Annotated in this window: 25 protein-coding genes and 3 pseudogenes; 21 read left to right on the forward strand and 7 right to left on the reverse strand. The window is 70.2% G+C overall.

The genetic code is table 11. The features are described from left to right. Positions 1 to 471 carry a hypothetical protein gene (locus OHT74_RS32635; RefSeq protein WP_266669448.1) on the reverse strand — a complete coding sequence of 157 codons (471 nt, stop codon included), beginning with the start codon at positions 469 to 471 and terminating at the stop codon, positions 1 to 3. 251 nt (positions 472 to 722) lie between these two features. On the opposite strand from OHT74_RS32635, the gene OHT74_RS32640 reads away from it, so the two are divergent. Beyond that, a complete protein-coding gene (locus OHT74_RS32640) occupies positions 723 to 1,094 on the forward strand; it encodes a BlaI/MecI/CopY family transcriptional regulator (RefSeq protein WP_266669450.1) in 372 nt (123 codons plus the stop codon). Continuing rightward, entirely contained in the window at positions 1,091 to 2,029 is a 939-nt protein-coding gene (locus tag OHT74_RS32645) for a M56 family metallopeptidase (protein WP_328622157.1), read from the forward strand. The genes OHT74_RS32640 and OHT74_RS32645 overlap by 4 nt, the downstream gene beginning before the upstream one ends. A gap of 368 nt (positions 2,030 to 2,397) precedes the next feature. On the opposite strand, the gene OHT74_RS32650 is transcribed toward OHT74_RS32645, so the two are convergent. Continuing rightward, complete coding sequence (locus OHT74_RS32650) at positions 2,398 to 2,766, reverse strand: BlaI/MecI/CopY family transcriptional regulator (RefSeq protein ID WP_328622158.1); 369 nt, start codon at positions 2,764 to 2,766, stop codon at positions 2,398 to 2,400. Positions 2,767 to 2,884: 118 nt separating this feature from the next. On the opposite strand from OHT74_RS32650, the gene OHT74_RS32655 reads away from it, so the two are divergent. From OHT74_RS32655 to OHT74_RS32665, 3 genes are read left to right on the forward strand one after another with little or no spacing between them, the layout of a single operon-like run. Next, positions 2,885 to 3,553, forward strand: a complete 669-nt coding sequence (locus OHT74_RS32655) for a DedA family protein (protein WP_266669454.1) — start codon at positions 2,885 to 2,887, stop codon at positions 3,551 to 3,553. After that, entirely contained in the window at positions 3,553 to 4,158 is a 606-nt protein-coding gene (locus tag OHT74_RS32660; protein WP_328622159.1) for a phosphatase PAP2 family protein, read from the forward strand. The genes OHT74_RS32655 and OHT74_RS32660 overlap by 1 nt, the downstream gene beginning before the upstream one ends. Beyond that, complete coding sequence (locus OHT74_RS32665) at positions 4,155 to 4,811, forward strand: phosphatase PAP2 family protein (RefSeq protein ID WP_328622160.1); 657 nt, start codon at positions 4,155 to 4,157, stop codon at positions 4,809 to 4,811. Before OHT74_RS32660 ends, OHT74_RS32665 begins: the two co-directional genes overlap by 4 nt. Before the next feature lie 153 nt (positions 4,812 to 4,964). Here the strand turns inward: OHT74_RS32665 and OHT74_RS32670 are convergent, their stop codons facing one another. Then, positions 4,965 to 5,759, reverse strand: a complete 795-nt coding sequence (locus tag OHT74_RS32670; protein ID WP_328622161.1) for an MBL fold metallo-hydrolase — start codon at positions 5,757 to 5,759, stop codon at positions 4,965 to 4,967. A 90-nt stretch (positions 5,760 to 5,849) separates the two neighbouring features. Here OHT74_RS32670 and OHT74_RS32675 point away from each other — a divergent pair, with 90 nt between their 5' ends. From OHT74_RS32675 to OHT74_RS32685, 3 genes and pseudogenes are all read left to right on the forward strand, one after another. After that, positions 5,850 to 6,245, forward strand: coding sequence for a winged helix-turn-helix transcriptional regulator (locus tag OHT74_RS32675; RefSeq protein WP_328622162.1), 396 nt, complete (start codon positions 5,850 to 5,852; stop codon positions 6,243 to 6,245). 456 nt (positions 6,246 to 6,701) lie between these two features. Then, a complete protein-coding gene (locus OHT74_RS32680; RefSeq protein WP_328622163.1) occupies positions 6,702 to 7,007 on the forward strand; it encodes an ArsR/SmtB family transcription factor in 306 nt (101 codons plus the stop codon). Between the two features lie 31 nt (positions 7,008 to 7,038). Next, positions 7,039 to 7,506, forward strand: a pseudogene (locus tag OHT74_RS32685) (cation transporter); the annotation flags it as partial. A gap of 414 nt (positions 7,507 to 7,920) precedes the next feature. Here the strand turns inward: OHT74_RS32685 and OHT74_RS32690 are convergent. Continuing rightward, positions 7,921 to 9,186 carry a hypothetical protein gene (locus OHT74_RS32690; protein ID WP_266631611.1) on the reverse strand — a complete coding sequence of 422 codons (1,266 nt, stop codon included), beginning with the start codon at positions 9,184 to 9,186 and terminating at the stop codon, positions 7,921 to 7,923. A 210-nt stretch (positions 9,187 to 9,396) separates the two neighbouring features. After that, positions 9,397 to 10,305 (reverse strand): LysR family transcriptional regulator, encoded by a 909-nt coding sequence (locus OHT74_RS32695; RefSeq protein WP_266661840.1) that lies wholly within the window; start codon positions 10,303 to 10,305, stop codon positions 9,397 to 9,399. Between the two features lie 272 nt (positions 10,306 to 10,577). On the opposite strand from OHT74_RS32695, the gene OHT74_RS32700 reads away from it, so the two are divergent. Both OHT74_RS32700 and OHT74_RS32705 read left to right on the forward strand, forming a co-directional pair. Further along, positions 10,578 to 11,372, forward strand: a complete 795-nt coding sequence (locus OHT74_RS32700) for a gamma-glutamyl-gamma-aminobutyrate hydrolase family protein (protein WP_328622164.1) — start codon at positions 10,578 to 10,580, stop codon at positions 11,370 to 11,372. 31 nt (positions 11,373 to 11,403) lie between these two features. After that, positions 11,404 to 12,135, forward strand: a complete 732-nt coding sequence (locus OHT74_RS32705) for a FadR/GntR family transcriptional regulator (protein WP_078613352.1) — start codon at positions 11,404 to 11,406, stop codon at positions 12,133 to 12,135. A 52-nt stretch (positions 12,136 to 12,187) separates the two neighbouring features. Here OHT74_RS32705 and OHT74_RS32710 read toward each other — a convergent pair. Further along, positions 12,188 to 13,479, reverse strand: a protein-coding gene (locus tag OHT74_RS32710; RefSeq protein WP_328620557.1) for an IS3 family transposase whose coding sequence is annotated in 2 segments (ribosomal slippage) — positions 12,188 to 13,194 and positions 13,194 to 13,479 — 1,293 coding nt in all. Because the reading frame shifts where the segments join, the coding sequence is not laid out codon by codon here. 126 nt (positions 13,480 to 13,605) lie between these two features. On the opposite strand from OHT74_RS32710, the gene OHT74_RS32715 reads away from it, so the two are divergent. The 3 genes from OHT74_RS32715 (at position 13,606) to aspA (ending at position 17,507) form a co-directional block, all read left to right on the forward strand. Beyond that, positions 13,606 to 14,943, forward strand: a complete 1,338-nt coding sequence (locus tag OHT74_RS32715) for an amino acid permease (protein WP_328623438.1) — start codon at positions 13,606 to 13,608, stop codon at positions 14,941 to 14,943. An 81-nt stretch (positions 14,944 to 15,024) separates the two neighbouring features. Next, complete coding sequence (locus OHT74_RS32720) at positions 15,025 to 16,041, forward strand: asparaginase (RefSeq protein WP_328622165.1); 1,017 nt, start codon at positions 15,025 to 15,027, stop codon at positions 16,039 to 16,041. 56 nt (positions 16,042 to 16,097) lie between these two features. Next, positions 16,098 to 17,507 carry an aspartate ammonia-lyase gene (aspA, locus tag OHT74_RS32725; protein ID WP_328622166.1) on the forward strand — a complete coding sequence of 470 codons (1,410 nt, stop codon included), beginning with the start codon at positions 16,098 to 16,100 and terminating at the stop codon, positions 17,505 to 17,507. Positions 17,508 to 17,901: 394 nt separating this feature from the next. Here aspA and OHT74_RS32730 read toward each other — a convergent pair whose 3' ends face one another. After that, positions 17,902 to 18,432, reverse strand: a complete 531-nt coding sequence (locus tag OHT74_RS32730; protein WP_328622167.1) for a hypothetical protein — start codon at positions 18,430 to 18,432, stop codon at positions 17,902 to 17,904. An 855-nt stretch (positions 18,433 to 19,287) separates the two neighbouring features. On the opposite strand from OHT74_RS32730, the gene OHT74_RS32735 reads away from it, so the two are divergent. The 8 genes and pseudogenes from OHT74_RS32735 to OHT74_RS32770 all read left to right on the forward strand — a co-directional run bounded on the left by OHT74_RS32735 (position 19,288) and on the right by OHT74_RS32770 (position 26,896). Further along, the gene (locus OHT74_RS32735) at positions 19,288 to 19,509 is read left to right on the forward strand and encodes a hypothetical protein (protein WP_266673703.1); all 222 of its coding nucleotides are present in this window, start codon (positions 19,288 to 19,290) and stop codon (positions 19,507 to 19,509) included. A gap of 144 nt (positions 19,510 to 19,653) precedes the next feature. Continuing rightward, the gene (locus OHT74_RS32740) at positions 19,654 to 21,159 is read left to right on the forward strand and encodes a GMC family oxidoreductase (RefSeq protein WP_443047744.1); all 1,506 of its coding nucleotides are present in this window, start codon (positions 19,654 to 19,656) and stop codon (positions 21,157 to 21,159) included. 108 nt (positions 21,160 to 21,267) lie between these two features. Then, a complete protein-coding gene (locus OHT74_RS32745; protein ID WP_328622169.1) occupies positions 21,268 to 22,086 on the forward strand; it encodes an inositol monophosphatase family protein in 819 nt (272 codons plus the stop codon). A 44-nt stretch (positions 22,087 to 22,130) separates the two neighbouring features. Continuing rightward, entirely contained in the window at positions 22,131 to 22,727 is a 597-nt protein-coding gene (locus OHT74_RS32750; protein WP_266631639.1) for an NADPH-dependent F420 reductase, read from the forward strand. Between the two features lie 658 nt (positions 22,728 to 23,385). Next, the gene (locus tag OHT74_RS32755; RefSeq protein WP_030296791.1) at positions 23,386 to 24,372 is read left to right on the forward strand and encodes a helix-turn-helix domain-containing protein; all 987 of its coding nucleotides are present in this window, start codon (positions 23,386 to 23,388) and stop codon (positions 24,370 to 24,372) included. Positions 24,373 to 24,793: 421 nt separating this feature from the next. After that, a complete protein-coding gene (locus OHT74_RS32760) occupies positions 24,794 to 24,949 on the forward strand; it encodes a maleylpyruvate isomerase N-terminal domain-containing protein (protein WP_328623439.1) in 156 nt (51 codons plus the stop codon). 414 nt (positions 24,950 to 25,363) lie between these two features. After that, positions 25,364 to 25,663 (forward strand): annotated as a pseudogene (locus tag OHT74_RS32765) (ABC transporter substrate-binding protein); the annotation flags it as partial. Between the two features lie 125 nt (positions 25,664 to 25,788). Then, positions 25,789 to 26,896 (forward strand): annotated as a pseudogene (locus tag OHT74_RS32770) (FecCD family ABC transporter permease). Positions 26,897 to 26,911 lie beyond the last annotated feature (15 nt).

Genomic DNA, 26,911 nt, shown 5'->3' on the forward strand with positions numbered 1-26,911 from the left:
TCAGGGATGCGGGACGGTCTCTCCAGCCACGGTTTTCAGCGCCTCGGCGAACACGGCGACGACGTCGCTGGGCATGGCGTAGCCGCGGATGCGTCGGTCTTCGTCAGGGTGAGCGGTCGGGGTCAGCGGGAATCGGATGCCGGGCGGCCAGAGTCCGCGCCGGGAGCCTCGGGCAACGGCGCTCGCGAGCGTGCTGTTGAGGCCCTTCCAGACGTCCTCGCCGTTCGGGCCGCGTAGCGTTTCGACCCCGGCCCAGCCGGAGCCCTCGACGACGTGACGCACGACGTTGACGGCGCGGACCGGGATGTCGCGTAGCAGGTGGGCGGCGCGTTCCGGAGTCCAGTCGCTCTCCACGAGCACGGTGGCGCCGTCGGCGCTTCCAAGAGGGGCGTGGCGGCCGACGAGCGCGAGGACGCCCAGGGCGATTTCGCTGCCGAGGTCATCTGGAATGTCCTCGATGATGATCCGCATCGCCACTCCTTCCTCAGTCGGTCCGGCTCCGCAGGAGCGTACGTCACGGCGCGGGGCCGGTCGGGCTTGCCGTCGCGGCGAGCTGTGCTGCGGGCATCGGCGCGGCCCCGTCGATAATGGTGGGCGGGGTGGACTTACCGCTGCGGGGACGAGGCTGCCGGACGGCATCAGGTGCGGGCCACCTACTCTTTGTCTACAGAGCAGTAGTCGGCCTGCCTCGCTGTGGACGATCTCCGTGAGAGGAAGGTGTCATGACGGACAGCGCGAGCGAACGCCGGCCGGCGGGCGAGCTGGAGTCCAGCGTTCTGGCGGCGTTGTGGGCGGCGGGGAAACCGCAGTCGGCGGCGCAGATCAGGGCGGCGATACCGCAGCCGCTGGCCCGGACCACGGTCGCCACGCTGCTCGCGAGGCTGCACGAGAAGGGTGTCATCGACCGCAACCCGGGTGGGCGGGGCTTCCTGTATTTTCCGGTGGAGGACGCGCACGGGCTCACCGCTCGCCGGATGCACCGCGAGCTCGATCAGGACGGTGACCGCAGTGTCGTCCTGGCCCGTTTCGTTGAAGGGCTCAGCCCCGACGACGAGGCGGAGCTCAGGCGGCTGCTGGAGGGAGGCGGTCGGTGATCGCCCTGCTGCTCGTCCCGCTCCTCCTGCCCTGGCTCCTGCCGCCGCTCGCCCGGCGCACGGCCGGGCGGGTGAGGCCCGAGGTCGCGCTGTGGACGATCACCACCGCCGCCGGGGCGCTCGCCGTCGGGGTCGTGGCATGCCTGGGCGTCCTGCTGCTGCCGCTCGCTCTGGCGATCCCGCCCCTGGCCGCCCTCGTGCACCTGATCCAGCCGCTCCAGGCCGGTCCGGTGCCTCTGGCGCTGGGCGTCTCCGCGCTGTCCGCCGGGATCGTCGCGGTCACCGGCGTCACCGTCGTACGGCGCGGGCTCTCCGAGGCGAAGCGCCTGCGTACCGCCCACGGTGAAGTCGCCCACCTTCCGCACGCTGGAGGGTTGTGCGTCCTGGAAGACCCCCGCCCGGACGCCTACGCCCTGCCCGGCCTGCTGGGTCCGGGCAGGATCGTGGTGACCAGCGGGATGCTGCGCTCCCTCGACCCGCAGGAGCGTGAGGCGCTCCTGGCTCACGAACGCGCCCACCTCGCCGCGCGCCACCACCTCTTCCTCGCCGCCGCCCAGGTCGCCGGTTGGTGCCACCCGGCGCTTGCCGCCGTCATCCCTCAGGTGTCGTTCGCCGCCGAACGCGCGGCGGACGAGTCCGCCGCCCGCGCCACCGGCAATCGGAGGCTCACCGCACAGGCCGTGGGACGCGCGGCACTCGCCACCACTCGTGGCGGCGGGCGGCCCGGGGGGCCCGTGCTCGCTGCGGGTGCTGTCAGCGGACCAGTGCCCGCTCGGGTGAGGGCCCTGCTCATCCAGGCGCCCGCCCGGCGGATCGTCCCCGCACTGCTGGCCATGGCCCTGGTGTGCACCGCGGCCGGCACTTGCTCTCTGGGTGGGGCGATCTGGTTGCACCGCGGGGTCGAAATCGCCCAGGGCGAGCACGCCTCCGACTGACAAGAGGGGCCCCTCGGGCCCCTGTATTCGCAGCCTCCGGACAGCGCTGGCTAAGGGCAGCCCTCCCTCAGTGTCTACATGTGAGTGGACTCCGCGGCGGCCGGGTTCCCCCTCGACGTTCGCATCCCCCGCGTGAATCGAGGCACCCCTGTGTCCGCCAGAACCCGTCACCTGCCTTCGCCTCCGCTGTCCGATCGGCTGCGGCACTGGCCGAAGCACACGGGCTTGGGGCCGGCGGCGCGACCACATCTGCGATGATCCGGGTCGCGGAAGTCGAAGTCCTTCGTACCGGCCTCGTACAGGCCTGGAAAGCCCGGGCGGAAGACGCCCGGCCAAACGAACTTTCGCCTTGTGCGGCATGATCCCCCTCAGAACGCACGGGGTTGAGGCGCAGGCCGGTCGAAGCTCGCGCCCGGAGGATGCTCACAGACGAACCGTGCCAGGACCGTCGCGCGGTCGCTGTCCTTGTCGAGCTCGTGGTACATGCGGCGAGCGGTGAAGCCGTGTGTGTCCCGTACGGGGAAGTGGGCGAAACCACGGCCGGACCGTTGCCGCTCCACCGTGCCCTTCTCGAACAGGCGCGACAGGATCGTGGTCACGGTTGTGCGGGCCGGCTCCACCGTCAGGCTCCGCTGGACCTGGCCGGCGGTCTGCGGCCCGTCCACGGCCCACAAGGCTGCGAGCATGTCGGCCTCCAGCTCGCCCGCAGGTCTGCGCTCGGCTGCCGGCTCGGCCATGACACCCTCCTTACCCCACGATCGTCTACAGTGCAGTAGACCGTCTACTTGATTGTAGACGTGTGGGTGTTCCGCCGGGATGCCCCGCTGCCCGATTTTAGTGAGAGGCCGCCTCACCATGGCCGTGTCAGCTCTCGCCGCGATGCCCCTCGCGGTGAATCTCCTCGACGCCCAGTCGCTGTTGGCGGCCTTCGGCGTGATCGGCATCGCGGTCGTGATGTTCGCCGAGACCGGGCTGCTGGTCGGATTCTTCCTGCCCGGGGACTCACTGCTCTTCACCGCGGGCCTCCTGTGCGCAGGGACGGCGGACAAGAGCGCCACGCTGTCCCTCCCGGCGGTCCTGGCCGCCTCGGTGGTCGGTGCGCTGGTGGGAGCCCAGTGCGGATATCTCCTCGGCCGCCGCGCCGGCGGAGCCCTCCTCGCCCGTAGCCGGTCCAAGCAGCTGCACGAGGGCGCCCAGCGCGCCGAGCAGCTGCTGGAGAAGTACGGGCACGCCAAGGCGATCGTCCTCGCACGGTTCGTGCCCGTGGTGCGTACGGTCCTCAATCCGCTCGCCGGTGCGCTGAACATCCCAGTCCGCGTCTTCACCCTCTGGCAGATCGTCGGCGGGATCGTCTGGACGGTCGGGCTGGTCCTGGCCGGGTACGCCCTCGGCTCCTCCGTCCCCAACGTCGACCGGTACCTGCTACCGATCGTCGCCCTCGTCGTCGCCGTGTCCCTGCTGCCCCTGGCAATCGAACTGCTCCGCTCCCGGCGGGCCCGTAAGCACCAGAACGGAACCGCTTGATGACCCTCGCGTACGACGGCTCGAGCATCGACGGCTCTGCCTACACCGACCTCATCGACCTCGCCCACCGAACACCGGGCTGGCTGGACACCCTGATCGCCGTTTGGTCGACCTACGGGCTGGCCCTGTTCGCCCTGCTGATGCTCGCCGGGTGGTGGCAGGCCCGCCGTGCCGGAACCCCGGCCGTGGTCACCGCCGTCGCCGTTCCGCTGATCACCGTCCTCGCCTTCGGCGTCGACATGCTGCTGAAACTCGCCGTCCGCGAGGACCGGCCCTGCCTGACCCTCCGGCTGCCCACGCTGGAGGCGTGCCCCGCACCTGGTGACTGGTCCTTCCCCAGCAACCACGCCGCCCTCGCCGCCGCGGCCGCCGTCGCCCTGCTCTTCGTATCGCGCAGGCTCGGCGGCGTGGCCCTGGTGGCCGCAGTGTTGATGGCGGCCTCCCGGGTCTGGGTGGGCGTGCACTACCCGCACGACGTCCTGGCCGGATTCCTCGTCGGCACGCTCGTGGCCGGCGCCGCTGCCTGGGGTGTCCAGCGCAACGAGGAGACGCTGGCCGACCGGCTCAAGAACGGCCCGCTGCGCCCGCTGCTGGTCGGCGCGTGAACCGCGCCCGACCTGCGCGCCGAGCCGGGTGGCTGGCACTCACCGCCGCCGCGCTCTTCGCACTGCTGGCGCTGTGGGTCGTACGCGCCCCAGAGCATCTGCTGCCCGCCGACGTCGGCCTGCATCGCTGGTCCGTGGAGCACCGCCCGCCCGCGGCGTCAGCATGGGCGCGTGCGCTCACCGACACCGGCACCGGGTTCGTCCCGTACCTCCTGCTCGTCCTGGCGGGCCTGTACGCGGGCCGTACCACGAGGCAGCGTGCCACCGTGGCTGCCGCACTGCTCTTGTGCCTCGGCGCGGGCCAGACGCTGCGCTACGCGGTCATGACGCTGATCGCCCGTCCCCGTCCGGCGGCGGGCGACTGGGCCGCGCACGCCACGGGCCGGTCCTTCCCCTCCGGCCACACCACCACCGCCGCGATGACCGCGGGGCTCCTGATCGCCGCACTGTTCCTGCGCGGCTCCAAGGTGCCCCGGACCGCCGTTGCGCTGATCGGGCTGTGGGGCGCCGCGGTCGGACTCACCCGCGTGTACCTCGGCGTCCACTGGTTCACCGACGTGATCGGAGGCTGGCTCTTCGCCACGGCCTGGCTGTCGCTCCTCACCTGTGCCTACCTCCGCCGTCTCGGAGCCCGGTCCGAGGAACCCGCCTGACGTGCGCCGATCCATTCTCGTCATCGAGGATGGCCACGCCCTGACCGACGCGGATCGGCTCGACCACTGGCTGTCGCAGGCTCCACCTCTCCCTGAGGAGGCGCTGGAGCGGATCGCCGCCGTGGGTTGCCCGCGAGGACGGGGAGGCTGCGGTCAATGGGTGTGGCCGTGTGCGCCCGCGGCCGGAGTCCTCCAGTCGATGCCATGTCGACGGGCCGCCGCGAGAGCTGTGGGCACGCTTTCCGCGTAGGGCTCGCCGTGACCGGGGAGCAGCGTGGTGGCTGTGATTCCGGCCAGAGCGGTCAGGCTGTCCAATGCCTGTTGGGGGTCGTCGTTGAGGGTGCCGGGCATGATTCCCAGGCCACGTCGGCCGGTGACGACGTCGAGGGTCACCAGGGCGTCTCCCGTGATCAGGACGTCCCGGTCGGCGAGCAGCAGGCAGCTGCTGCCCGGACTGTGGCCGGGAGTGTGGATCGCCCGAGGCGATCCCGGTACGTCGAGACGCTGCCCATCGGTGTAGCACTCGGCGTGCAGGATCGGCGGGACGGTAAACAGGCCCGCGCGCGCCCAGTTCACGCTGAGTGCAAAGACGTGAGGCTTCCACAGGTTTCGCCGAATACGGCGGGGTGGGGTGTGGAGTCGGGCGCCTTTGGCCAGCGCCTCGTCGTCCGGGTGTATGTGTACCGGCCGGCCGGTGGCGTCGGAAAGCCGGCGGACGATGCCCAGGTGATCGGCGTGTCCGTGGGTGAGCACGATGGCCCGAACGGCGTCCAGACCTTGCCCCCGCTTCTTCAGCCAGTCCATCAGCGCGGGCCAGTGACTGGGCATACCGCCGTCCACGACGGTCAGGGCGCCTTCCTGCTCGATGACGTACCAGTTGACGTGACCGTCTCCGAAGCGGAACACCCCACGGGCAACCTCGATACCGACCTGACGGAGTCTCTGCATCTGGAAGCACCTTTCCCAAGTAGCTTCCACTATGGAAGTAACGCGAGGCTAGCAGTTCACTTCCAACATGGAAGCCACTAAGCTGAGGGCATGCGCTCGACCCTTGCCCTCGACAACTGTCCCGCCGCCCGAGCACTGGACGTGGTCGGCGAACGATGGGCGCTCCTGGTGGTGCGTGAAGCCCTCGCCGGAGCCAGTCGGTTCGACGAATTCCGCGATCGGTTGCGGGTGAGCGAGAACACGCTCACCCGACGACTGACGGAGCTGACTGCCGCAGGCATCCTCAGGCGCACGCAGTACAGCCTCAAACCCGCCCGCTTCGAGTACCTCCTCACTGAACAGGGACGGGCCTTGATGCCGGTGCTCGCGGCCTTGGCCGCCTGGGGAAACGAGTGGACCGATCCCGATCCCGATCTGCCGAAGCCGCCCGCGCGACCGGGCTGGCTCGACGAGAACACCGCAGGCATCGCCGAGCGGAGGACGTGATCGCCCGGCAAGCGTCCGATGACATCGGTCGTGACAGCCATGACCCGGCCGCGACCCTGCGTCCGAAGTGGCAGCGCATGCCTGACGTCGCCGGCAGGATGCACGACGACGGCGAAGCTGATGAGTGAGAAGCGACCTCTTAGAAGAAACCGAGCTTCTTCGGCGAGTAACTGACGAGAAGGTTCTTGGTCTGCTGGCGGTACAGACGCCGCACCGCGGCTGACCAGCCAAAATGGCGGACGCTGGGCCAAGTTCCCGCCTCCTGGCCCGCGAATGGTCCGGATCTTGGGGGGCGATACGAGCAGCGCCAGCGTGGTCAGCAGCACGCCGTATGGGCACGTGCCGCGCATGGGTGACGACGTACTCGGGCGGCCCCACAGGAGAAGTGGCTGGCTGCCGAATCGGCCGGCGGCGGGCACGACGGGAATCGGGATCTCGAAGCGGACCGTTCCGTAGGTGATGACAATCGCCTCCGACATCGAGGTGCTGGCGCGGTTCGGCCGCGCCCTCGCCGACCCGATCCGCTGCCGCATCCTGCTCGCCCTGTGCCAGGTTCCGGCCCATCCCGCCGAGCTGGCCGACGCGCTGGGCATCTCCCGGACCCGGCTGTCGAACCACCTGGCCTGCCTGCGCGACTGCGGTCTTGTCGTCACGGTCCCGGTCGGCCGCCGCACCCGCTACGAACTCGCCGACGAGCGCCTCGGCCACGCCCTGGACGACTTGCGCACCGCCGTGGTCGCCGTCGAGGCCGACCGTGCATGAGTGGACGCCGAGGAGAAGGGTTGCTGTTGAGATGGCTGCGGAGATATCCATCGGCCCGGCTCCGGCCCGCCGTGACGCCCTCGCGAAGCGGATACGGCTGCTGGTCGCGGCTACCATCACCTACAACGTTGTCGAGGCGATCGTCGCCATCACCGCTGGGGCTATCGCCCCCTCCACTGCGCTGATCGGTTTCGGCCTGGACTCGGTCATCGAGGTCTCCTCGGCCGCCGCGGTCGCCTGGCAGTTCTCCGGCCGCGACCACGCTGTCCGCGAGGCACGGGAGAAGACCATCCTACGGATCATCGCCTTCTCGTTCTTCGCGCTCGCCACGTACGTCGCCGTCGACGCCGTCCTGCCGCTCTCTGGCACCGGAGAGGCCGAGCGGTCCATCCCCGGCATCGTGCTCGCCGCTCTGTCCCTGGCCGTGATGCCGTTTCTGTCGGCCGCCCAGCGCGAGGCCGGGCACGAACTCGGCTCCGCCTCGGCGGTTGCCGACTCGGACGCTTCCAGGGGGCGACCACAGGCGACCACCGCGCTCCCGAGGCCGCCGCGACCAGTGCCTTTCCCTTGTTAGCGCTCGATGAGCGGCTTGGAACCGCCGGGCTGGGTGCCGGGGAGCGTGCGCCCACTGCACCCGCGTCGCTGCCCTGCGCAAGGGTTCACGATGTCCGGTCGTAGGCATCGGCTGAGGATGGCGGCTTCGGATCGCAGCGGCCGGAGTCCGGAGCTCGGGGCGCAGCAGGCCAGGTGCGTTTGGTCCCGAGGCCGTCGACGAGCACCGTCTCCGGTCGTCTCGCCGGTACAGCGGCCAGGTCCGGCTCCGCCTACCCCGCGCAGCGGTACTCGCAGCGGGCCGGCGGCACCAGCTCAAGGCCTCGGGCCGTCGCCTCGGTCTACGGACGGCCGTGGCGCTTCAGGTTGCGGGTGTGGCCGTCGTCTGTTCGTCGGTCAGGCGGGCCCGCCAGTCGCTGACGTAGTCGTCGGGCATGGACGCCAGGCGGGCGATTTCCCCGTCGCTGCGCCCATCGGACCAGGCCAGGATCCGTGTCACGGTGCGGTTCCGTGCCGCGCGGAAGTCCTTGAGCATCTTCTCGAGGCGTTCGACTTCCCCGGCTTCGCGGACGAGCTGCTGGTCGACGGCGGAGCGTTCCTCGGCGCGCAACCGGCGCAGATGGGCGTCCAGGCCCGTCAGGACCAGACCCTCCTCGTGCGCGGAGTTCTGGAACCCTTCGGCCAAGGCCGCCAGCACGCAGTCGGGGACGTCGGCGAGGGTGGCCCCGGGGGGCTTGGCCGCCTCCCAGGTGCCCCGACCCGCCTCTGTCGTCTCCAGCCAGACGCGGGCGTCTGTCGGAACACGGTCGCCGCACGCCTGCGCGCGGTAGGCGTACAGGGCGGCACGGTGGCCGTAGAAAGTGAAACCGTCCTCGATCTGCCGGTCGGCGGCGCGGCACATCCGCCCCGGTACACCGCCATAGCCGCTCTCGGGACTGTAGTCGGCGTAGGCATCGAGTTCCGCGTCCGTGGCCAGGCCCCAGGAGGGATCGCACAGACCGGGGTTCATGGCGAGGAACGCGCCGACCTCGACACGCCAGGCAGGGATCGGTGTCGTGCGCAGCCTGGGCCAGCGGAGATCGCCGGAGGGGTCGAAGGTGTGTGTCGCGGCCTGCTCGATGTCGTCCCAGGCGGTGGCGGCCTCGGCCGACCACTCCAGTTCGTCGTCCGGTCCGATGCGGTGGATGGAGTCCACGAGCCGCTGCACGGCGGGGAGTATGCGCAGGGCGAGCGCGTGCAGTTCCTCAGCGGTGAAGAAGCGCCAGGAGCAGCCGCGCTGTTCGTCATGGGTCAGGTGGCCGAGCAGCTGCACCATGCTTCCGGAGGCGGGCACGGCCCCGTCGCCGAGTGCCCTGCGGGGGAGGCCGGGGAGCTGGCTGCCGAGGTCTTCGGACGGGGCCCGCCAGTCGATGTCGCCGAACCATACGGCGCCGTCGCGTGCGTCCACTGCCAGCCACTGGTGGTAGCCCGCACCCGGGCCGTAGCGCTGCTCCTGCTGCTCGGCGTGCTCGTCGTGCCATACGTACTCGCCCGGAGGCGGGTCCAGCTCCACGGCCATGAAGCCGTCCTCGGGGCGGTAGCCGGTGAGGACGCGGGCCGTTCGCGGCGCACTGTCGGCGGCGGTCATGAGGGGTTTCCTCTCGCTGGAACGTCAACCGCCGCAAACGTAGGGCGCCCGCCACGCAATAGTTTAACTTTCAGCCACAGCGTCCGGTAGTCGGACAAGCCGGGAGACCTGGCGTCATCACCCGGTCTACGCGCGTGCGGCCGCCGTCAACTTGGCGCATTTCGCGTGGGTTCACGCTCCGTTCACCTCCGGTGGCCGCCCGCCGCAGCCTCATGTGAGCGCGGCCAGCGCTTGCGCGGCGAGCATCTGCTCCAGGTCCAGGACGGCGCGCGGGGCGTGCCGGGTGTCGATGCGGACGGCGTAGATGAAGCGCGTCAACTGCGGCTCGGCCAGGGGGCGGGCCACGACCTGGGTGTTGGCGCGGGGCAGGGCGAGTTGCGGCATGACGGCCACGCACAGGCCTGCGGCCACGAAGCCGAGCACGGTGTTGAAGTCGTCCCCCTCGTATTGCAGGCGGGCCTGGAAGCCAGGCGTCTTGGCCATCTGGGAAAGCAGTTCCAGGCGCAGTGCGGCCTCCGGAGCCGCGATCCAGGTCTCGGACGCGAGGCTGGCCAGGTCGATGACCTCCCTGTCGGCCAGGCGGTGGTGTGCCGGGACCACGGCCACCACCGGATCCCGTGCGACCAGCGTCCGGCGCAGCATCCGGGGTGGCGGGACGGGGATGAAGTCGTAGTCGTAGCTGAGGGCCAGGTCCATGTCCCCCCGCTTGAGCCGGTTGTAGCAGGCCTCGGGTTCCAGTTGGCTGAGGCTGACCTGCACGTGGGGGTAGGCCGCGTGGAGTTGGGCCAGCGCTTGCGGAACGATGCTGGTGGCGGCCGAGGCGAAGGCGCCGAGGCGGATCCGTCCGGCCGTACCCGCGCGCATGGCGTCGAGTTCCACCGATGCCGTCGCCAACGCGTTGCGGACGCCCTGCTCGGCGTCGAGAAGGACTTCGCCGGCCGGTGTGGCGCGCACGGGCCGGCGCTCCAGCACTCTCAGGCCCGCGCGGCGTTCGAGTTCGGCGATCTGCTGGGAGACCGCGGGCGCGCTGTAGCCGAGCTCGCGTGCGGCGGCGTTGAAGGAGCCGTGCCGCACGACGGCTTCGAGGGTGGCGAGCAGGCGGGGGTCGAGTCCGTGCACGGAGTTAAGGCTCACTTATCTGTCGCGAAGATGTGTTTTCTTGTGATTGCGGATGAACGCCAGCAGGATTCTTGCTCGCGGCAAGAAAAACGCAAGCCCGCGCTCCCGGATCGTGACCGCCCCTCCACCTTGTCGCCGGGGCGCCCTCCGCCAGTGCCCCGTCCGCCCCGTCCGCCTTTTCTGCCGCAGCCCGCCGTGGCCGGGGACGTCCGGCGGGGCGGGTGTGCACCCGGCCGTCGACGATCACCCCTCACGCCCTGAAAGGAAGTGGTATGCCCCAGCCACCACTCATCGGACTCACCACCTACCTGGCCGACGCCCGGTGGGGCGAGTGGGACCTGCCCGCCGCAGTGCTGCCTGCTGCCTACGCCGGCTGTCTCCAGGCCGCGGGCGGCCGGGCCGTCCTGCTGCCGCCGGACGCCCCGTCGGCAGCGGCCGATGTGGTCGCACGTCTGGACGCGATCGTCCTGACGGGAGGCGAGGACGTGGATCCCGCCCTGTACGGCGCCCGGCCCCACCCGCGCACGGGGCCGCCGGTCCGCGAGCGCGACCGGTGGGAGCAAGCTGTACTGGCCGCCGGTCTCGCCCGCGACATACCCGTGCTCGGAGTGTGCCGGGGTATGCAGCTGATGAACGTACACGCCGGAGGCACCCTCATCCAGCACCTGCCCGACAGGGTGGGCCATCACGGCCACAACCCCTACCGGGGCCACTTCTGTGCCCACACCGTCACCACCGCGCCGGGGACCCGGATCGGCGCCCTCCTGCCGGGGACCCGCGAGGTCGCCACGCACCATCATCAGGCCGTGGATCGCCTTGGCTCCGGGTTCATCGTGTCAGCCCGTGCGGCGGACGGCACCGTCGAGGCGATCGAGAGCACCCGGCACCGCTTCGCCGTGGGCGTCCAGTGGCATCCGGAGATGGGTGTCGACACGCCGGTGGTGCACGCCCTGGTGGATGCCGCCGGTTCCGCCGCAGACACCGATCGGGCCGCTTCGGTGGCAGGACGGAAAGTGCGCACGGTACGAAACTCGCCGGGCCGGACTTTCCCGACACAGGTGTCTTGACACCCTCCGGCGCACCCATCAGGATCACACCGTGAACCTGTCAGACAGCCAGACAGGTGGCCAGGCCCCGCGGCGCGTCAGCGCGATGGAAGCGGTCTTCGGCCACCTGCGCAGCGCCATCGAGCGCGGTGAGTACGTCGTGGGCGACAAGCTCCCCTCCGAAGCCGAGTTGTGCCGGACCCTGGAGGTCAGCCGGCCCGTGCTGCGGGAGGCGCTCCGAGCCCTCCAAGCCATCGGCCTGACCGCCTCCAAGAGCGGCAAGGGCACGTTCGTCCTGGCGAACACGGTCGAGGACCCCACCTTCGGCGACTACGTCGCCAGCGACCTGCTGGAGGTGCGCCGGCACGTCGAGATCCCGGTCGCCGGGTACGCCGCGCTGCGCCGCACCCCGGAGGACCTGGACCATCTGGGCCATCTGCTCGACCGGATGGAGCAGGAGACCGACACCACCGCGTGGGTGGCGATGGACACCGTCTTCCACCTGGCGGTGGCCGAGGCATCCCGCAACCCCGTCTTCCGCCGCGTCATCGAGGAGATCCGCGACGCACTGGCGCGTCAGTCGACCTTCCTCAACGAACTGGGCGGCCGGCGCGAGCAGTCCAACTGCGAGCACCGGGCGATCCTCGAGGCGCTGGCCGACGGTTCCGAGCACGACGCGGTGGAGGCCATGTCCCACCACCTCCTGCGGGTCGAGACGACCCTCACAGAAATCGTGCGCCCCCAGCGCGCGGCCACCTCCACGGAAGGCAGACCCGAGGCGTGAGCGAGCAGTTCCTCAAAGACGAGAAGTGAACCGCCCCGGCGTGTCCGGGGACTCAGTTTGTTGGATGAGCGGCCCGGACGGGGTCGCGGTGGTGATGGTAGTGGGCTTGTTCGGCCTCGGCGGGGGTGAGGTCGTCGCAGGCGCCGTGCAGACGCCGGTTGTTGTACCAGTCGACCCAGGTCAGGGCGGCGATCTCGACGTCGGTCAGGGACTGCCACGGCCCGCCGGGTTTGATGACCTCGGTCTTGAACAGGCCGATCGTGCTCTCGGCGAGGGCGTTGTCCAGCGCGTCGCCGACCGTGCCGACGGACGGTGCGATCCCGGCCTCCTGAAGATGGTCGGTGTAGCGAATGGCAAGGTATTGAGATCCGGCGTCGCTGTGGTGGATCAGGCCGGTGAGGTCGGTGGCGCCGGCGCGGAAGCGGGCGGCGACGGCCATCTCCAGGGCGTCCAGGACCAGGCCGGTGCGCATGTGGCCGGCCGCGGACCAGCCGATGATCCGGCGGGCGTAGACGTCGATGACGAACGCGACGTAGGCGGTGCCGGACAGGGTGGCCACGTAGGTGAAGTCGGTGACCCACAGCCGGTTCGGCGAGGGCCGGTCGAACCGGCGTTTCACCAGGTCGGTGGGGCGGGCGGCGGTCGGATCGGGCACCGTGGTGCGGTACTTCCTGCCCCGGACCGCACCTCGCAGGCCCAGCTCGCGCATCAGGCGCTCGACGGTGCAGCGGGCCACCGGTATGCCCTCCCGGTTGAGCTGCAGCCACACCTTCCGCGCTCCGTAGACCCGGAAGTTCTTGTCGAACACGCGGATGATCTCCCGTTTCAGCATCTCGTCCCGCGAGGACGCTCCCTCAGAGCCGGAGCCGGAGGGACGCTGCTTTCGGGCTGTGGCGTCGTAGTAGGTGGACGCCGCGATCGGTGCCCCGTGCTCACTCAGCACGCGGCAGATCGGCTCGACTCCCCACCGCACCCCCGTCTCGCTGGTGGTGTCCTTGTGGGCGCTGATGAAGTTCACGAGGACCTGCGTGGCCGGTCGAGCTCGGCCGCGAAGAAAATCGAGGCCGCCCGCAGGATTTCGTTGGCCCGCTTCAGTTCCCGCACCTCGGCCCGCAGCCGGCGCATCTCGGCCGACTCCGCGGTGCTGGTCCCCGCCCTGGCGCCGGCATCGACCTCGGCCTGGCGGACCCATTTGCGCAGCGTCTCCGCGCTGCCGATGCCGAGCTTGCCTGCGACCGAGCAGATCGCCGCCCACTCGGTCGGATGCTCCGGCCGGACCTCGGCCACCAGCCGCACCGCACGCTCGCGTAACTCGGCCGGGTAATTCCTCGAAGGACGTGACATGGACTCCATCTCCTCACGAAGTGGAGTCTCCGAACACGCCGGGGCGGTTCAAAGCGCCCCACGACCCGTCACGTGGACGCCGGGGACACCGGCTACAGCAAGTCCTTGACACCCCGGCACGTCAACATGATCGCCATCGGGGGTGCGATCGGCACCGGGCTCTTCCTCGGCGCGGGCGGACGCCTCGCCGATGCCGGCCCCTCACTGTTCGTCGCCTACGCCGTCTGCGGGATCTTCGCGTTCCTCGTCGTACGCGCGCTCGGCGAGCTCGTCATGTACCGGCCGTCCTCCGGCGCCTTCGTCTCGTACGCCCGGGAGTTCCTCGGGGAGAAGGGCGCGTACACCGCGGGCTGGATGTACTTCCTCAACTGGGCGACCACCGGCATCGCCGACATCACCGCCGTCGCCACCTACACCCATTACTGGCGCCTGTTCTCCGACGTCCCGCAGTGGGTGATCGCGCTCATAGCCCTGGCCGTGGTCCTCACCGTGAACCTCATCTCGGTGCGGATCTTCGGCGAACTGGAGTTCTGGTTCGCCATCGTCAAGGTCGGCGCGCTGGTCGTCTTCATGGCCATCGGGATCTTCTTCCTCGTGACCCGGCACCCCATCGACGACGCCGTGCCCGGTCCGTCCCTGATCACCGACAACGGCGGGATCTTCCCCAACGGCCTGCTGCCCATGCTGCTGATCATCCAGGGCGTCGTCTTCGCCTACGCCTCCGTCGAGCTGGTCGGAGTCGCGGCCGGTGAGACCGAGAATCCCGAGGAGATCATGCCGAAGGCGATCAACTCGATCATGTGGCGCGTCGCCCTCTTCTACGTCGGCTCGGTCGTCCTGCTGTCGATGCTGATGCCGTGGAACAGCTACAGCGCCGGCCAGAGCCCGTTCGTGACCGTGCTCTCCCACATCGGCATCCCGGCGGCCGGCGACGTGATGAATCTGGTCGTTCTCACCGCGGCCATGTCCTCGCTCAACTCCGGCCTCTACTCCACCGGCCGCATCCTGCGCTCGATGGCCGTCAACGGCTCCGCCCCGAGCTTCACCGCCCGGCTGAGCCGCACCCAGGTGCCCTACGGCGGCATCCTGCTCACCAGCGGCATGTGCGTCCTCGGCGTCGGGCTCAACTTCGTCGTTCCGGCGGACGCGTTCGAGATCGTGCTCAACCTGGCCGCCATCGGCATCCTCGCTACCTGGGGCATGATCATGCTCTGCCACCTCCTCTTCTGGCGGAAGACCCGTGACGGCGAACTCACCCGCCCCTCCTACCGCCTGCCCGGCTCCCCGTGGACCGAACTCGTGACGCTGGCCTTCCTCGCCTCCGTCCTGGTCCTCATGTACGCCGACGGAGGAGCGGCGCGCACCACCGTGCTGTGCGTGCCACTGATCGCCGCGGCGCTGGTCGCCGGCTGGTACGCCGTCCGCGGCCGCGTGGCGCGCGCCGCCGCGAAGAGCGAGGGCTGAGCCGGGCGGCGGGCGCGGCCCCCCCCGGGCCCGCCGCCGGCCACCCCGGTCAGCAGCAACCCACCACCAAACGAGGCAGTGATGCGCAGCAGTCTCCTCGCGGACGCGCCCGCGATGCGCGAGCCCCAGCATGCACCCGTCGCCCACGTCACCCGGGGCGGCGTGATCGAGGGAGTCCACTACGGATCCGTCGTCGTCCTCGGCGGTAATGGCGACGTCCGGTTGAGCATCGGAGACATCGAGGCCGCCTGCTACCCGCGCTCAGCCCTCAAGCCGGTCCAGGCCCTCGCCATGGTGCGGGCCGGGCTGCCGCTCGACGGCGCCCTGCTCTCCCTCTCGATGGGCAGCCACTCCGGCGAGGAGCACCACCTCGCAGGTACCCGGCTGATCCTCGAACTGGCCGGCCTCACCGACGACGACCTGCGCAACGTCCCCGACGTGCCGTACGCCCCGGCGGTCCGGGATGCCTGGGTGCGCGAGGGCCGCGGGCCTTCCCGGCTCGCCCAGAACTGCTCCGGCAAGCACGCGGCGATGCTGTACCTGTGCAAGCTGGCCGGCTGGCCCCTGGAGAGCTACCTCGACCCGGGCCACCCGCTTCAGAGGGCGATCGCCGAGGTCGTCGAGGAACTCACCGGCCAGCACATCGCGAACGTCACCGTCGACGGCTGCGGAGCCCCGCTGTTCGCAGTGTCCCTGCACGGCCTGGCCCGCGCCGCCGCCCGCATCGCCACGGCCGGTCCGGACACCGCCGGGCGCCGGGTGGCGGACGCGCTGCGCGTCCACCCGGAGATGGCCTCCGGCACAGGGCGAGACACGGCCCGGCTGATGCGCGCGGTGCCCGGGCTGCTGGCCAAGGACGGCTTCGAGGGCGTCCAGGTGGCCGCGCTGCCCGACGGCCGGGCCGTCGCGGTGAAGATCGCCGACGGGGCGGACCGGGCGCGCATCCCGGTGACGGCCGCAGCCCTCGCCCGGGCGGGAGTCGAGCCGCGGCTGCTCGCCGGGTTCGAGGGCGAGCCGATGACCGGCGGCGGCCGGCCCGTCGGCGGCATCCAGCCGGTGGCGGCGCTGAACCCGCCCAGCATCCCCGCCACCGCCTGACTCCATCCCCTTTCACCACCTTGACCCACCCACCTCAGGAAGAGGGCCGCACACCCATGACCGCCGCCACCCGCAGCGAACACGACCTGCTCGGAGACCGCGAAGTCCCCGCCGACGCCTACTGGGGCGTCCACACCCTGCGCGCCACCGAGAACTTCCCCATCACCGGGACGCCCATCTCCGCCTACCCGCACCTGATCGACGCCCTCGCTGCCGTCAAGGAGGCCGCGGCCCTCGCCAACGAGGAACTCGGCCTGCTGGAGCCCGCGAAGGCAGCCGTGATCGTCGCCGCCTGCCAGGAGATACGCGGCGGCAAGCTCCACGACCAGTTCGTCGTCGATGTCATCCAGGGCGGCGCCGGCACCTCGACCAACATGAACGCCAACGAGGTCATCGCCAACCGGGCGCTGGAGCTGCTGGGCCACGCCAGGGGCGAGTACCGGCACCTGCACCCCAACGAGGACGTCAACCTCGGCCAGTCCACCAACGACGTCTACCCGACCGCCGTTCGGATCGCGACCGCCTCGGCGGTGCGCGGCCTGCTCGAAGCCATGGCCGTCCTGCAGGCCGCCTTCGCCCGCAAGGCCGCCGAGTTCCACGACGTGCTGAAGATGGGCCGCACCCAGCTGCAGGACGCCGTACCGATGACCCTCGGGCAGGAGTTCTCCGCCTTCGCCGTCATGCTCGACGAGGACCGCAGCCGGCTCGCGGAGGCCCTCGGACTCATCCACGAGATCAACCTCGGCGCCACCGCCATCGGCACCGGCCTCAACGCCCCTGCCGGCTACGCCGAGTCGGCCCGCCGCCACCTTGCCGACATCACCGGGCTGCCCCTGGTCACCGCGGCCAACCTGGTCGAAGCCACCCAGGACTGCGGCGCGTTCGTCCAGATGTCCGGTGTACTCAAGCGCATCGCCGTCAAACTGTCCAAGACCTGCAACGACCTGCGCCTGCTGTCCTCCGGGCCGCGCGCGGGCTTCGGCGAGATCAACCTGCCGCCGGTGCAGGCGGGTTCGAGCATCATGCCCGGCAAGGTCAACCCGGTGATCCCGGAGGTCGTCAACCAGGTCGCCTTCGAGGTGATCGGCAACGACATCACCATCACCATGGCCGCCGAAGCCGGACAGCTCCAGCTCAACGCCTTCGAGCCGGTCATCCTGCACTCGCTGTCGAAGTCCATAACCCACCTGCGCGCGGCCTGCCTCACCCTCGCCGAGCGCTGCGTGGCCGGCATCACCGCCAACACCGAGGTGCTGCGCGCCACCGTAGAGAACTCCATCGGCCTGGTGACCGCCCTGAACCCGCACATCGGGTACACGGCCGCCACCGACATCGCCAAGGAAGCCCTCGCCAGTGGCCGGGGCGTGGCCGAGCTGGTCCTGGAGCGAGGTCTGCTGCCGGCCGAGCGGCTCACCGCCCTGCTGCGGCCCGAGGTGATCGCGGGAGCCAGAGCGGCCGGGGCCTGACGCGGGGCTGCGCCGCGGCTCACCGGCCGCGCACCTGGACCGTCCCTCGCCGCGGACGGCACGCTGTTGCACCGTTCGCCATGCCGAGCGCCCACCTGTGGCGACCTATTGGAGCCGGTGGGGGTCAAGGGGTCGCAGGTTCAAATCCTGTCGTCCCGACCATGCTTCATGCAGGTCGGAGGCCGTTCTCTCATCCATGAGAGGGCGGCCTTTTCCATGCCCGGAGTCCTGGTGGTCGCAGTGTGGCCGCACGCCCGGTTCGGGGCTTGTCCGCCATAGTGCTGAACGCGGGCGGGGCGGGGGAGCGGAGCCGGTGGAGGGCTTCGCGGAGGCGCTGGATGCGGTCGCGTGGTGGTCGCAGCCGTTCCAGCCAGGTGTCGCAGGTCGTGAACAGTCACCCGGGGTGCGCCGGCTTCTCGGGACAGCTGCCGGAGCCGGTCGAGGACGGTGTGGGGTCGCAGGGGTCGCAGGGGTCGGAGAGGGTGGCCACGCAGCGGTAGAGGGTGGTCGTTCCGCGGCCTGCGGCGAGTTCGCCGGTGACGAAGGCGGCGATGTGACGGTGTCCGAGCTCGTCCAGCTTGAGGGTGCCGCAGGCGGGGGCGAGGTCGTTGTGGACGTAGTCCCGGTAGCGCGCCATGGTGGTCGGTTTGAGCACGAGCGCCTTGGCGGCCAGCCAGGTGCTCAGGTAGTCGTCGACGCTCTGGTTCGGGTCGGCGTTGAATCCTCCGGCCTCGCCCTCGAGGAATCTGCGGAGTGCGTTCTCGGCTGCGTCGTGGTTGTCGAAGCCGCCCCTGCGCACGGTCGTCCGGCGGCGGCGCGGTGACGGGACGTCGACCGCGAAGGTCCACGTCCCGTGGTCACCGTCAGCGAGCAGGTGTGGGGCAGTGCTCTCCGAGCTGGTGATGCAGTGTGTCCCGGCAGCCACATCTGCGGTAGATGCGGCCGCGGTCGCCGGTGGTACGCATGGGGATCGCCTCCGGGAGGCGGAGGAAGGGTCGACACCTCCAGTCTCGTGCGACCACCATGACCCATGCGCCCCCTCTGACCTGCGCTTTCCCCTTGCCTTTGCGTCAATAATCCGCTCCGCAGACGTCCAGCAGACTCTTCGTCTGCTGGTGGTACGGGAGGCACACCCATGCTGACCAGCGGAAACGTCAGTTGATGCGCCCCCTTGGTCTGGGCTGGTCCGGAGCTGGTCCGGAGCTGGTCCGGATCTTTGCCCGGGCGCTCCTGGCGTGGGGTGGGCCGGGAAGTTCTGGGAATGATTGCTGGGAGGCTTCCGTCGTCCGCCGCGCGGACAACCGCGCGGCGGACCATCGTCTCGTACCAGCCGGAGCCCCACCACTCGCCGATCGACTCGGTGTGGGAGCCGTGCAGGAGAGCACGGAGGGTGGCTTCCGGGCCGAGGTTTTCGTCGACCTGCTGCCAGAGGTCGATCTCCCGGTGGACGGACGTGAGGATCCGCGCCCATCCCCGATGCCACGGGCCCGCCGTGGCCGGAACTGCGGCCGCCTAACGTCCTTGCTGCCGACCCAGGTTCACGCGGCCGTCGGTGGGAAAGGGCGGCCACCTGTGGCAGGGCAAGAAGTCGGTCGGCGTGTACGAGCAGCCTGACCCAGTGCTGTGTGACGCCGACTGTCTCGCCACACGTATGGCGCTGAGGTTCCGAACGAACGTCGCGGAGGTTCAAGTACGCGCCGTGTCCGTATTCCTAAGATTCGACGGCAGAAGGGAAACCCGGGCTGTTCCAGGACGGGTACACACCAAGGACAAGAAACGCGTGAAACAAGAGAAGTCCAGCCGGAAGGCCGTCATCGCAGGCACCGGCGCCGGCATGGACATCCCCAACGGGGTGATCGGCAATGGCCGGACCGGGCGCTCCCAGGCCCGTCGGATCAAGGTGATCGTTTGCCGCCGGGCCACCTCGGTGTCCGTCAGCACCAGCAGCGCGCGCGGCCTGCCTGCGGACAGCCCCGCTCCACTGGAGCCCGCTCGCTGCTGATCAGCCGGTTCCACGCCTTCTGCGCGCCGAGCTCGGACTTCTCGGCCCCTTTAGTTCGTGCAAGCAATCAGCTCTTTGATCGTCGAGGAGCCTTTTCCTGAAACCCGGTGGTCGGACAGTGCTGCCGTGGGAAGCGGAGACATGATGGGCAAGAGTCCTTATGACTATGTCGTGGTGGGAGCGGGGACGGCGGGGTGCGTGATTGCCTCCCGGCTTTCGGAACGCCCGGGCGTGCGGGTGTTGTTGCTGGAGGCGGGAGCCCGGGACGCAACCGAGGCGATGGCATCTCCTTGGGGGTTCCTGGGGTTCGACCCGTCATCCCTCTGGCTGGGCGCCTCGACCGTGCAGGCCGGTACAGGCAGGGCCGCTGACGTGCTGCGCGGTAAGGCGCTCGGCGGATCGTCGAGCATCAACGGCCTCTACCACCTGCGGGGGCACCGGTCCGGTTACGACGAATGGCCCGGCCTCGGTGCTCCGGGCTGGGGTTTCGACGATCTGCTGCCTTATTTCCGCCGCAGCGAGAGCACTCGCAGTCGTGATGCCTCCGTGCGGGGCACGGACGGGCCGGTCGCGGTCGCCCCGGTCCCGGAACCCCATCCCCTGGCCACGGCGGGCGTCGACGCCGCAGTGGAGGCTGGGTTCGCACGCGCCGATGACATCGGCAGCGGGCTGGAGACCGGGTTCGGGTGGAGTGACATGAATCTGCCCGGCGGCGCCCGCCAGAGCGCGGCCGACGCCTACATCCGTCCGTTCCTCGACCGGCCGAACCTGGACGTCGTCACGGACGCGACCGTGCAGCGGCTGCGCACCACCGCGGGCCGCTGCACCGGCGTCGAGTACACCATCGGTGGGGAGCACCTGTCCATCGACAGCGCCGAGGTCATATTGACCGCGGGAGCCATCGGTTCCGCGCACCTCCTGATGCTGTCAGGGATCGGCCCGGCCCAACACCTTGAGGAACACGGTATCGACGTCGTCGCCGACCTGCCGGGAGTGGGATCCCATCTGCAGGACCATCCGATGGCGGGTGTGGTGTACGAGGCCGACCAGCCCGTACCGTTCGTTCCTGCCAACCCGCCGGCCGAAATGATGGGCCTGCTGTTCAGCGATCCCGCCGCGGCCCGGCCGGACCTTCAGGTCTACATCGTCGCCGCACCGCTCCCGTCGGCTTGGGGCCAGCCGCCGGCCAACGGCTACTCCATAGCCTTCTCCGCGATGGCTCCGCACAGCAGCGGCACCGTGCGCCTGGCGGACGCCCATCCCGCCAGTGTTCCCGTCGTCGACCCGGGCTACCTGAGCGACGACCGTGACCTGGAGGTCATGCGCAAGGGCCTGGCAGTGGCACGCCGCATCGGCGAGGCCGACGCGTTCGCCGACTGGCGCAAGCAGGAAGCGGTGCCGGGCTCCGGGACGAGCGGCGAATCTGTGGACGAGTTCATTCGCAAGGCCACCGGCCCCTACTTCCACTTCACCGGCACCTGCCGCATGGGAACCGACGCCGATGCCGTCGTCGACCCTGCGAACCTTCGCGTGCACGGAATAGCCGGACTGCGGGTCGCCGATGCCTCGGTGATGCCGTCCATCCCCTCGGCCAACACCAACGCGACCGTTTACGCCATCGCCGAACGGGCCGCCGAACTGATCGACTGAGCCTTCTTCCGCGCCCACGGCGCTTCCACAACGCGCTTCATCCCCCCGTCGTCCGTCGAACGCGACCCCGACCGGCCTCATCACCCCTCCTCAGACAGGAGCACCGCCATGTCCGAAACGCTTCAGACCACGGACGTCGTCACCTCCGACGCCGACCTGCTCGACCGCACCGCGACCGCCGTGCGCGCCGCCGGTGCGGCGCTGCGCGAGCGTTTCGGCGATGTGGTCCGTTACGAGACCCGTGATGAGCTGATGCGTGCGCTCGCCGTCAACGACGACACGGCCCTGGACATCCTGCGCCCCCGCCTCACGAGCCTGCGCCCGGAGGCCGGCTGGGTGGAGGACGAACTGGACGGCGGGGCGCTGCCGCCCGGCGAGTGGTGGGTCGTGGACCCGGCCGAAGGCAACGTCAACCACCTGCACGCGCTGCCGGAGTGGGCGGTGACCGCGACCCTCGTGCGTGAGAACCAGCCGGTGCTCACCGCGGTCCACCTGCCGCTGACCGGCGAGACCTACACCGCGCTCACCGGCGCCGGCGCCTACCTCGACGGCCGGCCGCTGCGCGTCTCCCCGACCGCGGACCTCGGCCTGAGCATCGTGGCCACCAGCCAGGCCCGGCCGGACGAGGACGAGAGGGTCGTACGGCGCGTCGGCTCCTCGATCACCGCGATGCTCTTCGACGCGCTCGTCGTCCGCACCGCCGTGCCCGCGACCCTGCACCTCACGAACGTGGCCGCCGGCCGCATGGACGCCTTCTGGCAGTTCGCCGGCGCCCGAGCGGACCTGCTGCCCGGCGCGCTGCTCGTCACCGAGGCCGGCGGACAGATCTCCGACGCCGAGGGCCGCCCCTGGACCCCGCAGAGCGAGAGCTTCCTGGCCGCCGCGCCCGGCGTCCACGCCGAAGCCGTCGTCACGCTTTCCCGCTGACCCCGCACACCACAACCCGCACCCAACGCAAGGACCAGAACATCATGACCACGATCGCAGTTCTCGGAAACGGCCGCGTCGGCGGCAACCTGGCGAAAGCCCTCACCCTGGCAGGGCACGAGGTGACCGTCGCGGACCGCGCGCCGGGCGCCGCCGCCGATGCCGCCCGGGCGGCCCGGATCGTCATCAACGCCACCCCGGGCGCCGGCTCCCTGGAACGTCTCGCCGCCCTGCGCGAAGAGCTGCACGGCAAGATCCTCGTGGACGTCTCCAACGCCACCGTCGACGGACCGGACGGACTGCCCGCCGCCCTGATCTACCCCGGTTCAAGCCTCGCCGAGCAACTCCAGGCAGCGCTCCCCGAAACGCACGTCGTCAAGACGCTCAACACCATGCTCTTCCCGGTGATGACCGCCCCGGCCACGCTCACCCAGACGCCAACCGCCTTCCTCTCCGGCGAGGAACCGGAGGCCAAGCGGACCGTCCTTGAACTGCTCATCGACCTCGGCTGGCGCAAGGAATGGATCACCGACCTCGGCGGGATCCAGACCGCCCGCGCCACGGAGGCCGCGATACTGTTCGTACCGCACGTCATCCGGTCCATCGGATTCACCCCCTTCGCGATCTCGATCGCCCGCTGACCGTCGAGCCGCGCAACCTGCAGGTGACCGGAGCCGGCGCCGGCACGGATGGGTTCCCGGTGGGACACGACCGCGACAGGATGATCTTGGCCGACACGGCTTGGCCGGCCGATCGGCATGGCCCGCCGCCGGAAGACGCCCGGATTCGGCTGCGGCTCGGTGAGTGACCTACCCGGGCAACTACGAGGTCGCGCTCACGGTCCGTTCCGTCGACACCGGGGCTGTGCACTACGAACTCGGTGCCTCCGGGGCAGCACCTGCCTGGGCGTGGCCGACGCCGTCGGCCCACACGGCGAACTGCGCGCCGGCCACTAACCGTTACCTCCGGCGAAAGCTCCGACCGAGGCGGCGAAGACGTCCCCGGCACGAGCCCATGAGGGAGGACCGAGCGCGAGTGCGACCCCTGACGATCAGGCTGCGACCTGATCGTCAGGGGTCGCGTCGTTCATCTCGCCGAATCAGAAGCATCAGCTCTGCCTCCCGGCCGCTGCAATGCGAGCCGTCTATAGGAAGATTGGCACGGTGTCCACATGGGTCATGGCGGCGTCCTGCGGAACACGACCACCACAGGACGGCGTTGAAGCAATGAAGACGAGAGGATCGCAGAGGGATGCACGGTACTGGAGCGGAGGTCGACGGCGCGCGCGGGGTGTTCGCAGTGGACTCGACCGCCCCGGATTCCGCACCGCGGGGACTCGACGTTTTCCGGCGCGGGTGGCAGACGCAGGTCGGCGACGATGTCTTCCAACTGCCGGCCTTCAGCCCGGACACGATCGGTGACTTCCGGGTCAAGGGCAAGGTTGCCAAGGTGCATGGCGCGGCGATCGCCGATCTCCACGCCGCGTCGGCAACCCGGACCGCGGACGTCCCGGGCGGCGATCAGGATCTGGTTGCCATGTATGTCGTGCGGAGCGGCGCATGGACTCTGGGCGGCCCGTCCGGCTACGGCGACCAGACCGTGTCGGCCGGGCAGTTCCTCGTCCGGCACCTCGGGCGCCTGACGGCCTTCGAGACGACGGCGCACCTCACGGCGAAGTTCCTCGTCCTGCCCCCCGGCGAGCTCAAACCCCTGCTCGGGAACCGGGTCGTCACCGGGCCGGCGGACTCGGCCGAGGTGCGCTTGCTGACGGCCCTTGCAGACATGATCCACATGACCGTGGCCGACCTCGGTCCGGCCGGTGTGGCAGCTGCCCAAGGTACCCTGATCGAGCTGACCAAGGCGGTGGTGAAGGGCCGGTTCGACGACGTAGAGCCCCGGTTGGCTCCCGCGCTCACCCAGGCAGCCAAGGACCTCGCGGACCGTCGGCTCGCTGATCCCGAACTTTCTCCGGCGATGCTTGCGCGTGAACTCAACGTCTCCGTCCGCACGCTGCACCGGGCATTCGCCGCGGTGGGAGAGCAGGTGAGCACCTACATCCGCCACCGGCGACTGCATGAGGCCCGGCTCGCCCTCGTCTCGCCGTCAGGGCGCCTGAGCATTTCGGAACTCGCCGCACACTGGCAGTTCGCGGACGGCAGTCACTTCACCCGAGCCTTCAAGAAGCACTACGGTCAGACTCCCACCGAGTGCGCCCGCTCGACCGGACCGGCCTCGCTCTCGCCGAACCGGCACCCGCCGGGCCACGGGTCGGCCGATAGCGCGTGACCAGAGGTACGGCTGCAGTTCAGCGGATGCCGCCGACTCGTGTCCCAAGCAAGGCAGCGGGGCGCTGTGGGCGGCCTGGGCGCCGGCTGGAGGCTCGACGACCTGCACCGCACGCGACCCGCCGACAACGAGGGCCGGGATGACTTGCCCGAACCGTCACGGCTTCGCCTGTGACTCCGACGGCTATCGCGTCACGGCTGCCAAGGGCAGCACAGTGCTCCGCACCTCGTCCTGGGACGTCAACGGAGCCCTTGTCCACCATCGGCGCCGAGTACGACGCCAGAGACCTTGAGTATCGCCACCTGGGGCAGCGTCATCAGAGGAAGGGCGCAGTCATGAACCCCGCCCGGCACGGAGCGGCCTTCGCAGCCGAGACCGCCGCATTCGTCGCCACGGTCACGGGAGCCGACCCTCCACCCCGCTGCCGACCTGCCCCGGCTGGACTCTCGGGGACCTCACGCGGCACGTCGGCAGCGAGCACCGGTGGTTCAGTGAGCTGCTTCCCCGGCGCATCCAGCAGCCGCCGACCCGGTTCGCCCACTCGGCCTTGAGCGATTTCCAACTTCTTGGTCCGTGACTGGTCCGGGGGAAGGTTCCGAAGTGGTCCGGAGGTCACGTATGGCTGCCGTTTGATTACCTTCTGCGCTTGGAGTCAATGTTGCCTGGAGAGGCAATGCCCGCTCCAGGCAACGGATTTCTGTTCTCTAGAAGAACCCGAGCTTCTTGGGTGAGTAACTGACCAAAACGTTCTTCGTCTGCTGGCGGTACAGCAGTTGCACGCATGTTGACCAGGGAAAATGGCATCATCTGCAGCCTCCTGTAGGGGGCTGGTCCGGAAATGGTCCGGATCTTGGTTCACGTTGCGCCCGGGACTGGCGGGCGTCGGCGAGGGCCCCGCCCAACGGGCTGGCCACCCGGGTAGAACAACCCCGGCCCAGTATCAACGCCCTCGGTTGGCGGTACCCGGCGCTCCCGCGGTCCCCCAAACAAGATGATCAAGCGGGCCGGCGGAGTGAACCTGTTCGCCGACGTGGACAAGGCCTTCGGTGACGTGTCGTTCGAGCAGGTCGCCGAGCGCGCCCCCGAGGCCATCGCCATCTACGACTACGGCGACCAGCCGGTTGAGGACAAGAAGAAGTTCCTGCCGGCCAACCCGGCGCTGAAGGACGTGCTGGCGATCAAGAACCAGCGTTTCGCGGTGCTGCCGCTGTCGTCGACCGTGCTCGGCGTACGGGTGCCGTCGGCCGTGGAGTCCCTGGCCCGGCAGATCCACCCGGACCGCTTCCAGTGACCGATGTGCGGCAGGAGGCGGCCGGAACCAACGCTGTTGTCGGCGCTGCGGAGGCGGCCCGGCCGACGGGCTTCCGGCAGCGCGGGATTCCGTACGGCGTGGTCCTCGTACTGCTGGGGCTCCTCATGGTCGCCGCGGCGACGGTCGGGATCGCGGTCGGATCGATCACCGTTCCGGCCGACCAGGTCTGGTCGATCCTGCTGCACCGGATCCATCCGGGGCTGGCCGACCCGACCTGGACACCGGTGCGCGAGACGATCGTGGTCGGTGTCCGGTTGCCCCGGGTGCTGCTGGCCGCCGTGGTGGGCGCGGGCCTGTCCGTGTCCGGGATGGCCCTGCAGGCCCTGGTCCGCAACCCGCTGGCCGACCCGATGCTGCTCGGGGTGTCCTCGGGTGCCTCCGTCGGAGCGGTGGTCGCCTCGTCTTCAACGTGACGCTCTTCGGCATGTTCTCCGTACCGGTCGCGGCCTTCGGCGGGGCCCTCGCCGCGCTGGTGGCGGTCTACCTCTGGCGCGGTCCGGCGGGCGGATGGCCACCGTACGGTTGGTGCTCGCGGGCGTGCCGATGGCGGAAGTGCTCTCCGCGGTCGCCAGTTTCCTGGTCGTCACCTCCAGCGAGCCGCAGAAGGCGCAGTCGGCGTTGCTGGCGCGGTCCGGCGGGCGGATGGCCACCGTACGGTTGGTGCTCGCGGGCGTGCCGATGGCGGAAGTGCTCTCCGCGGTCGCCAGTTTCCTGGTCGTCACCTCCAGCGAGCCGCAGAAGGCGCAGTCGGCGTTGCGGTGGATGCTGGGCGGACTGGCCGGCACCACCTGGACGACGGTCTGGATCCCCGTCGGGGCGGTCCTGCTCGGGACGGCGGTCCTGCTCGGAGTCTGCCGCCCGCTCAACCTCTTGCTGGCGGGGGAGGAAGCGGCCGCCTCGCTCGGCCTGGACGTTCACCGCTTCCGCGGCGCGCTGTTCGTGCTGGTGGCTCTGATGATCGGCCCGATCGTCGCGGTGAGCGGCCAGATCGGCTTCGTCGGGCTGATCCTGCCGCACGTGGTACGCCTCCTCGTGGGCGCCGACCACCGCCGGGCTCTACCGGCGGCCGCCCTCCTCGGCGCGGCGTTCCTCATGGCCGCCGACCTTGCTGCCCGTACGTTCATGAGCCCGGAGGAGATACCCGTGGGGATCCTCACCGCCCTGGTCGGCGGCCCGTTCTTCCTCTGGCTGATGCGGAGGCGGGCGCAGTGACAGACAGACCCATGG

It is taken from the genome of Streptomyces sp. NBC_00354 (assembly GCF_036106915.1).
Classification (GTDB): domain Bacteria; phylum Actinomycetota; class Actinomycetes; order Streptomycetales; family Streptomycetaceae; genus Streptomyces.

What these genes read in the sequence shown, in the direction of transcription:
- OHT74_RS32750 (WP_266631639.1), top strand. Translation starts at nt 22,131, where the DNA reads ATGACCACGATCGCAGTTCTCGGAAACGGCCGCGTCGGCGGCAACCTG.
- OHT74_RS32650 (WP_328622158.1), bottom strand. Translation starts at nt 2,766, where the DNA reads ATGGCCGAGCCGGCAGCCGAGCGCAGACCTGCGGGCGAGCTGGAGGCC.
- aspA (WP_328622166.1), top strand. Translation starts at nt 16,098, where the DNA reads ATGACCGCCGCCACCCGCAGCGAACACGACCTGCTCGGAGACCGCGAA.
- OHT74_RS32745 (WP_328622169.1), top strand. Translation starts at nt 21,268, where the DNA reads ATGTCCGAAACGCTTCAGACCACGGACGTCGTCACCTCCGACGCCGAC.
- OHT74_RS32715 (WP_328623438.1), top strand. Translation starts at nt 13,606, where the DNA reads ATGATCGCCATCGGGGGTGCGATCGGCACCGGGCTCTTCCTCGGCGCG.
- OHT74_RS32690 (WP_266631611.1), bottom strand. Translation starts at nt 9,186, where the DNA reads ATGACCGCCGCCGACAGTGCGCCGCGAACGGCCCGCGTCCTCACCGGC.
- OHT74_RS32635 (WP_266669448.1), bottom strand. Translation starts at nt 471, where the DNA reads ATGCGGATCATCATCGAGGACATTCCAGATGACCTCGGCAGCGAAATC.
- OHT74_RS32720 (WP_328622165.1), top strand. Translation starts at nt 15,025, where the DNA reads ATGCGCAGCAGTCTCCTCGCGGACGCGCCCGCGATGCGCGAGCCCCAG.
- OHT74_RS32700 (WP_328622164.1), top strand. Translation starts at nt 10,578, where the DNA reads ATGCCCCAGCCACCACTCATCGGACTCACCACCTACCTGGCCGACGCC.
- OHT74_RS32670 (WP_328622161.1), bottom strand. Translation starts at nt 5,759, where the DNA reads ATGCAGAGACTCCGTCAGGTCGGTATCGAGGTTGCCCGTGGGGTGTTC.
- OHT74_RS32740 (WP_443047744.1), top strand. Translation starts at nt 19,654, where the DNA reads ATGGGCAAGAGTCCTTATGACTATGTCGTGGTGGGAGCGGGGACGGCG.
- OHT74_RS32660 (WP_328622159.1), top strand. Translation starts at nt 3,553, where the DNA reads ATGACCCTCGCGTACGACGGCTCGAGCATCGACGGCTCTGCCTACACC.
- OHT74_RS32675 (WP_328622162.1), top strand. Translation starts at nt 5,850, where the DNA reads ATGCGCTCGACCCTTGCCCTCGACAACTGTCCCGCCGCCCGAGCACTG.
- OHT74_RS32640 (WP_266669450.1), top strand. Translation starts at nt 723, where the DNA reads ATGACGGACAGCGCGAGCGAACGCCGGCCGGCGGGCGAGCTGGAGTCC.
- OHT74_RS32655 (WP_266669454.1), top strand. Translation starts at nt 2,885, where the DNA reads ATGGCCGTGTCAGCTCTCGCCGCGATGCCCCTCGCGGTGAATCTCCTC.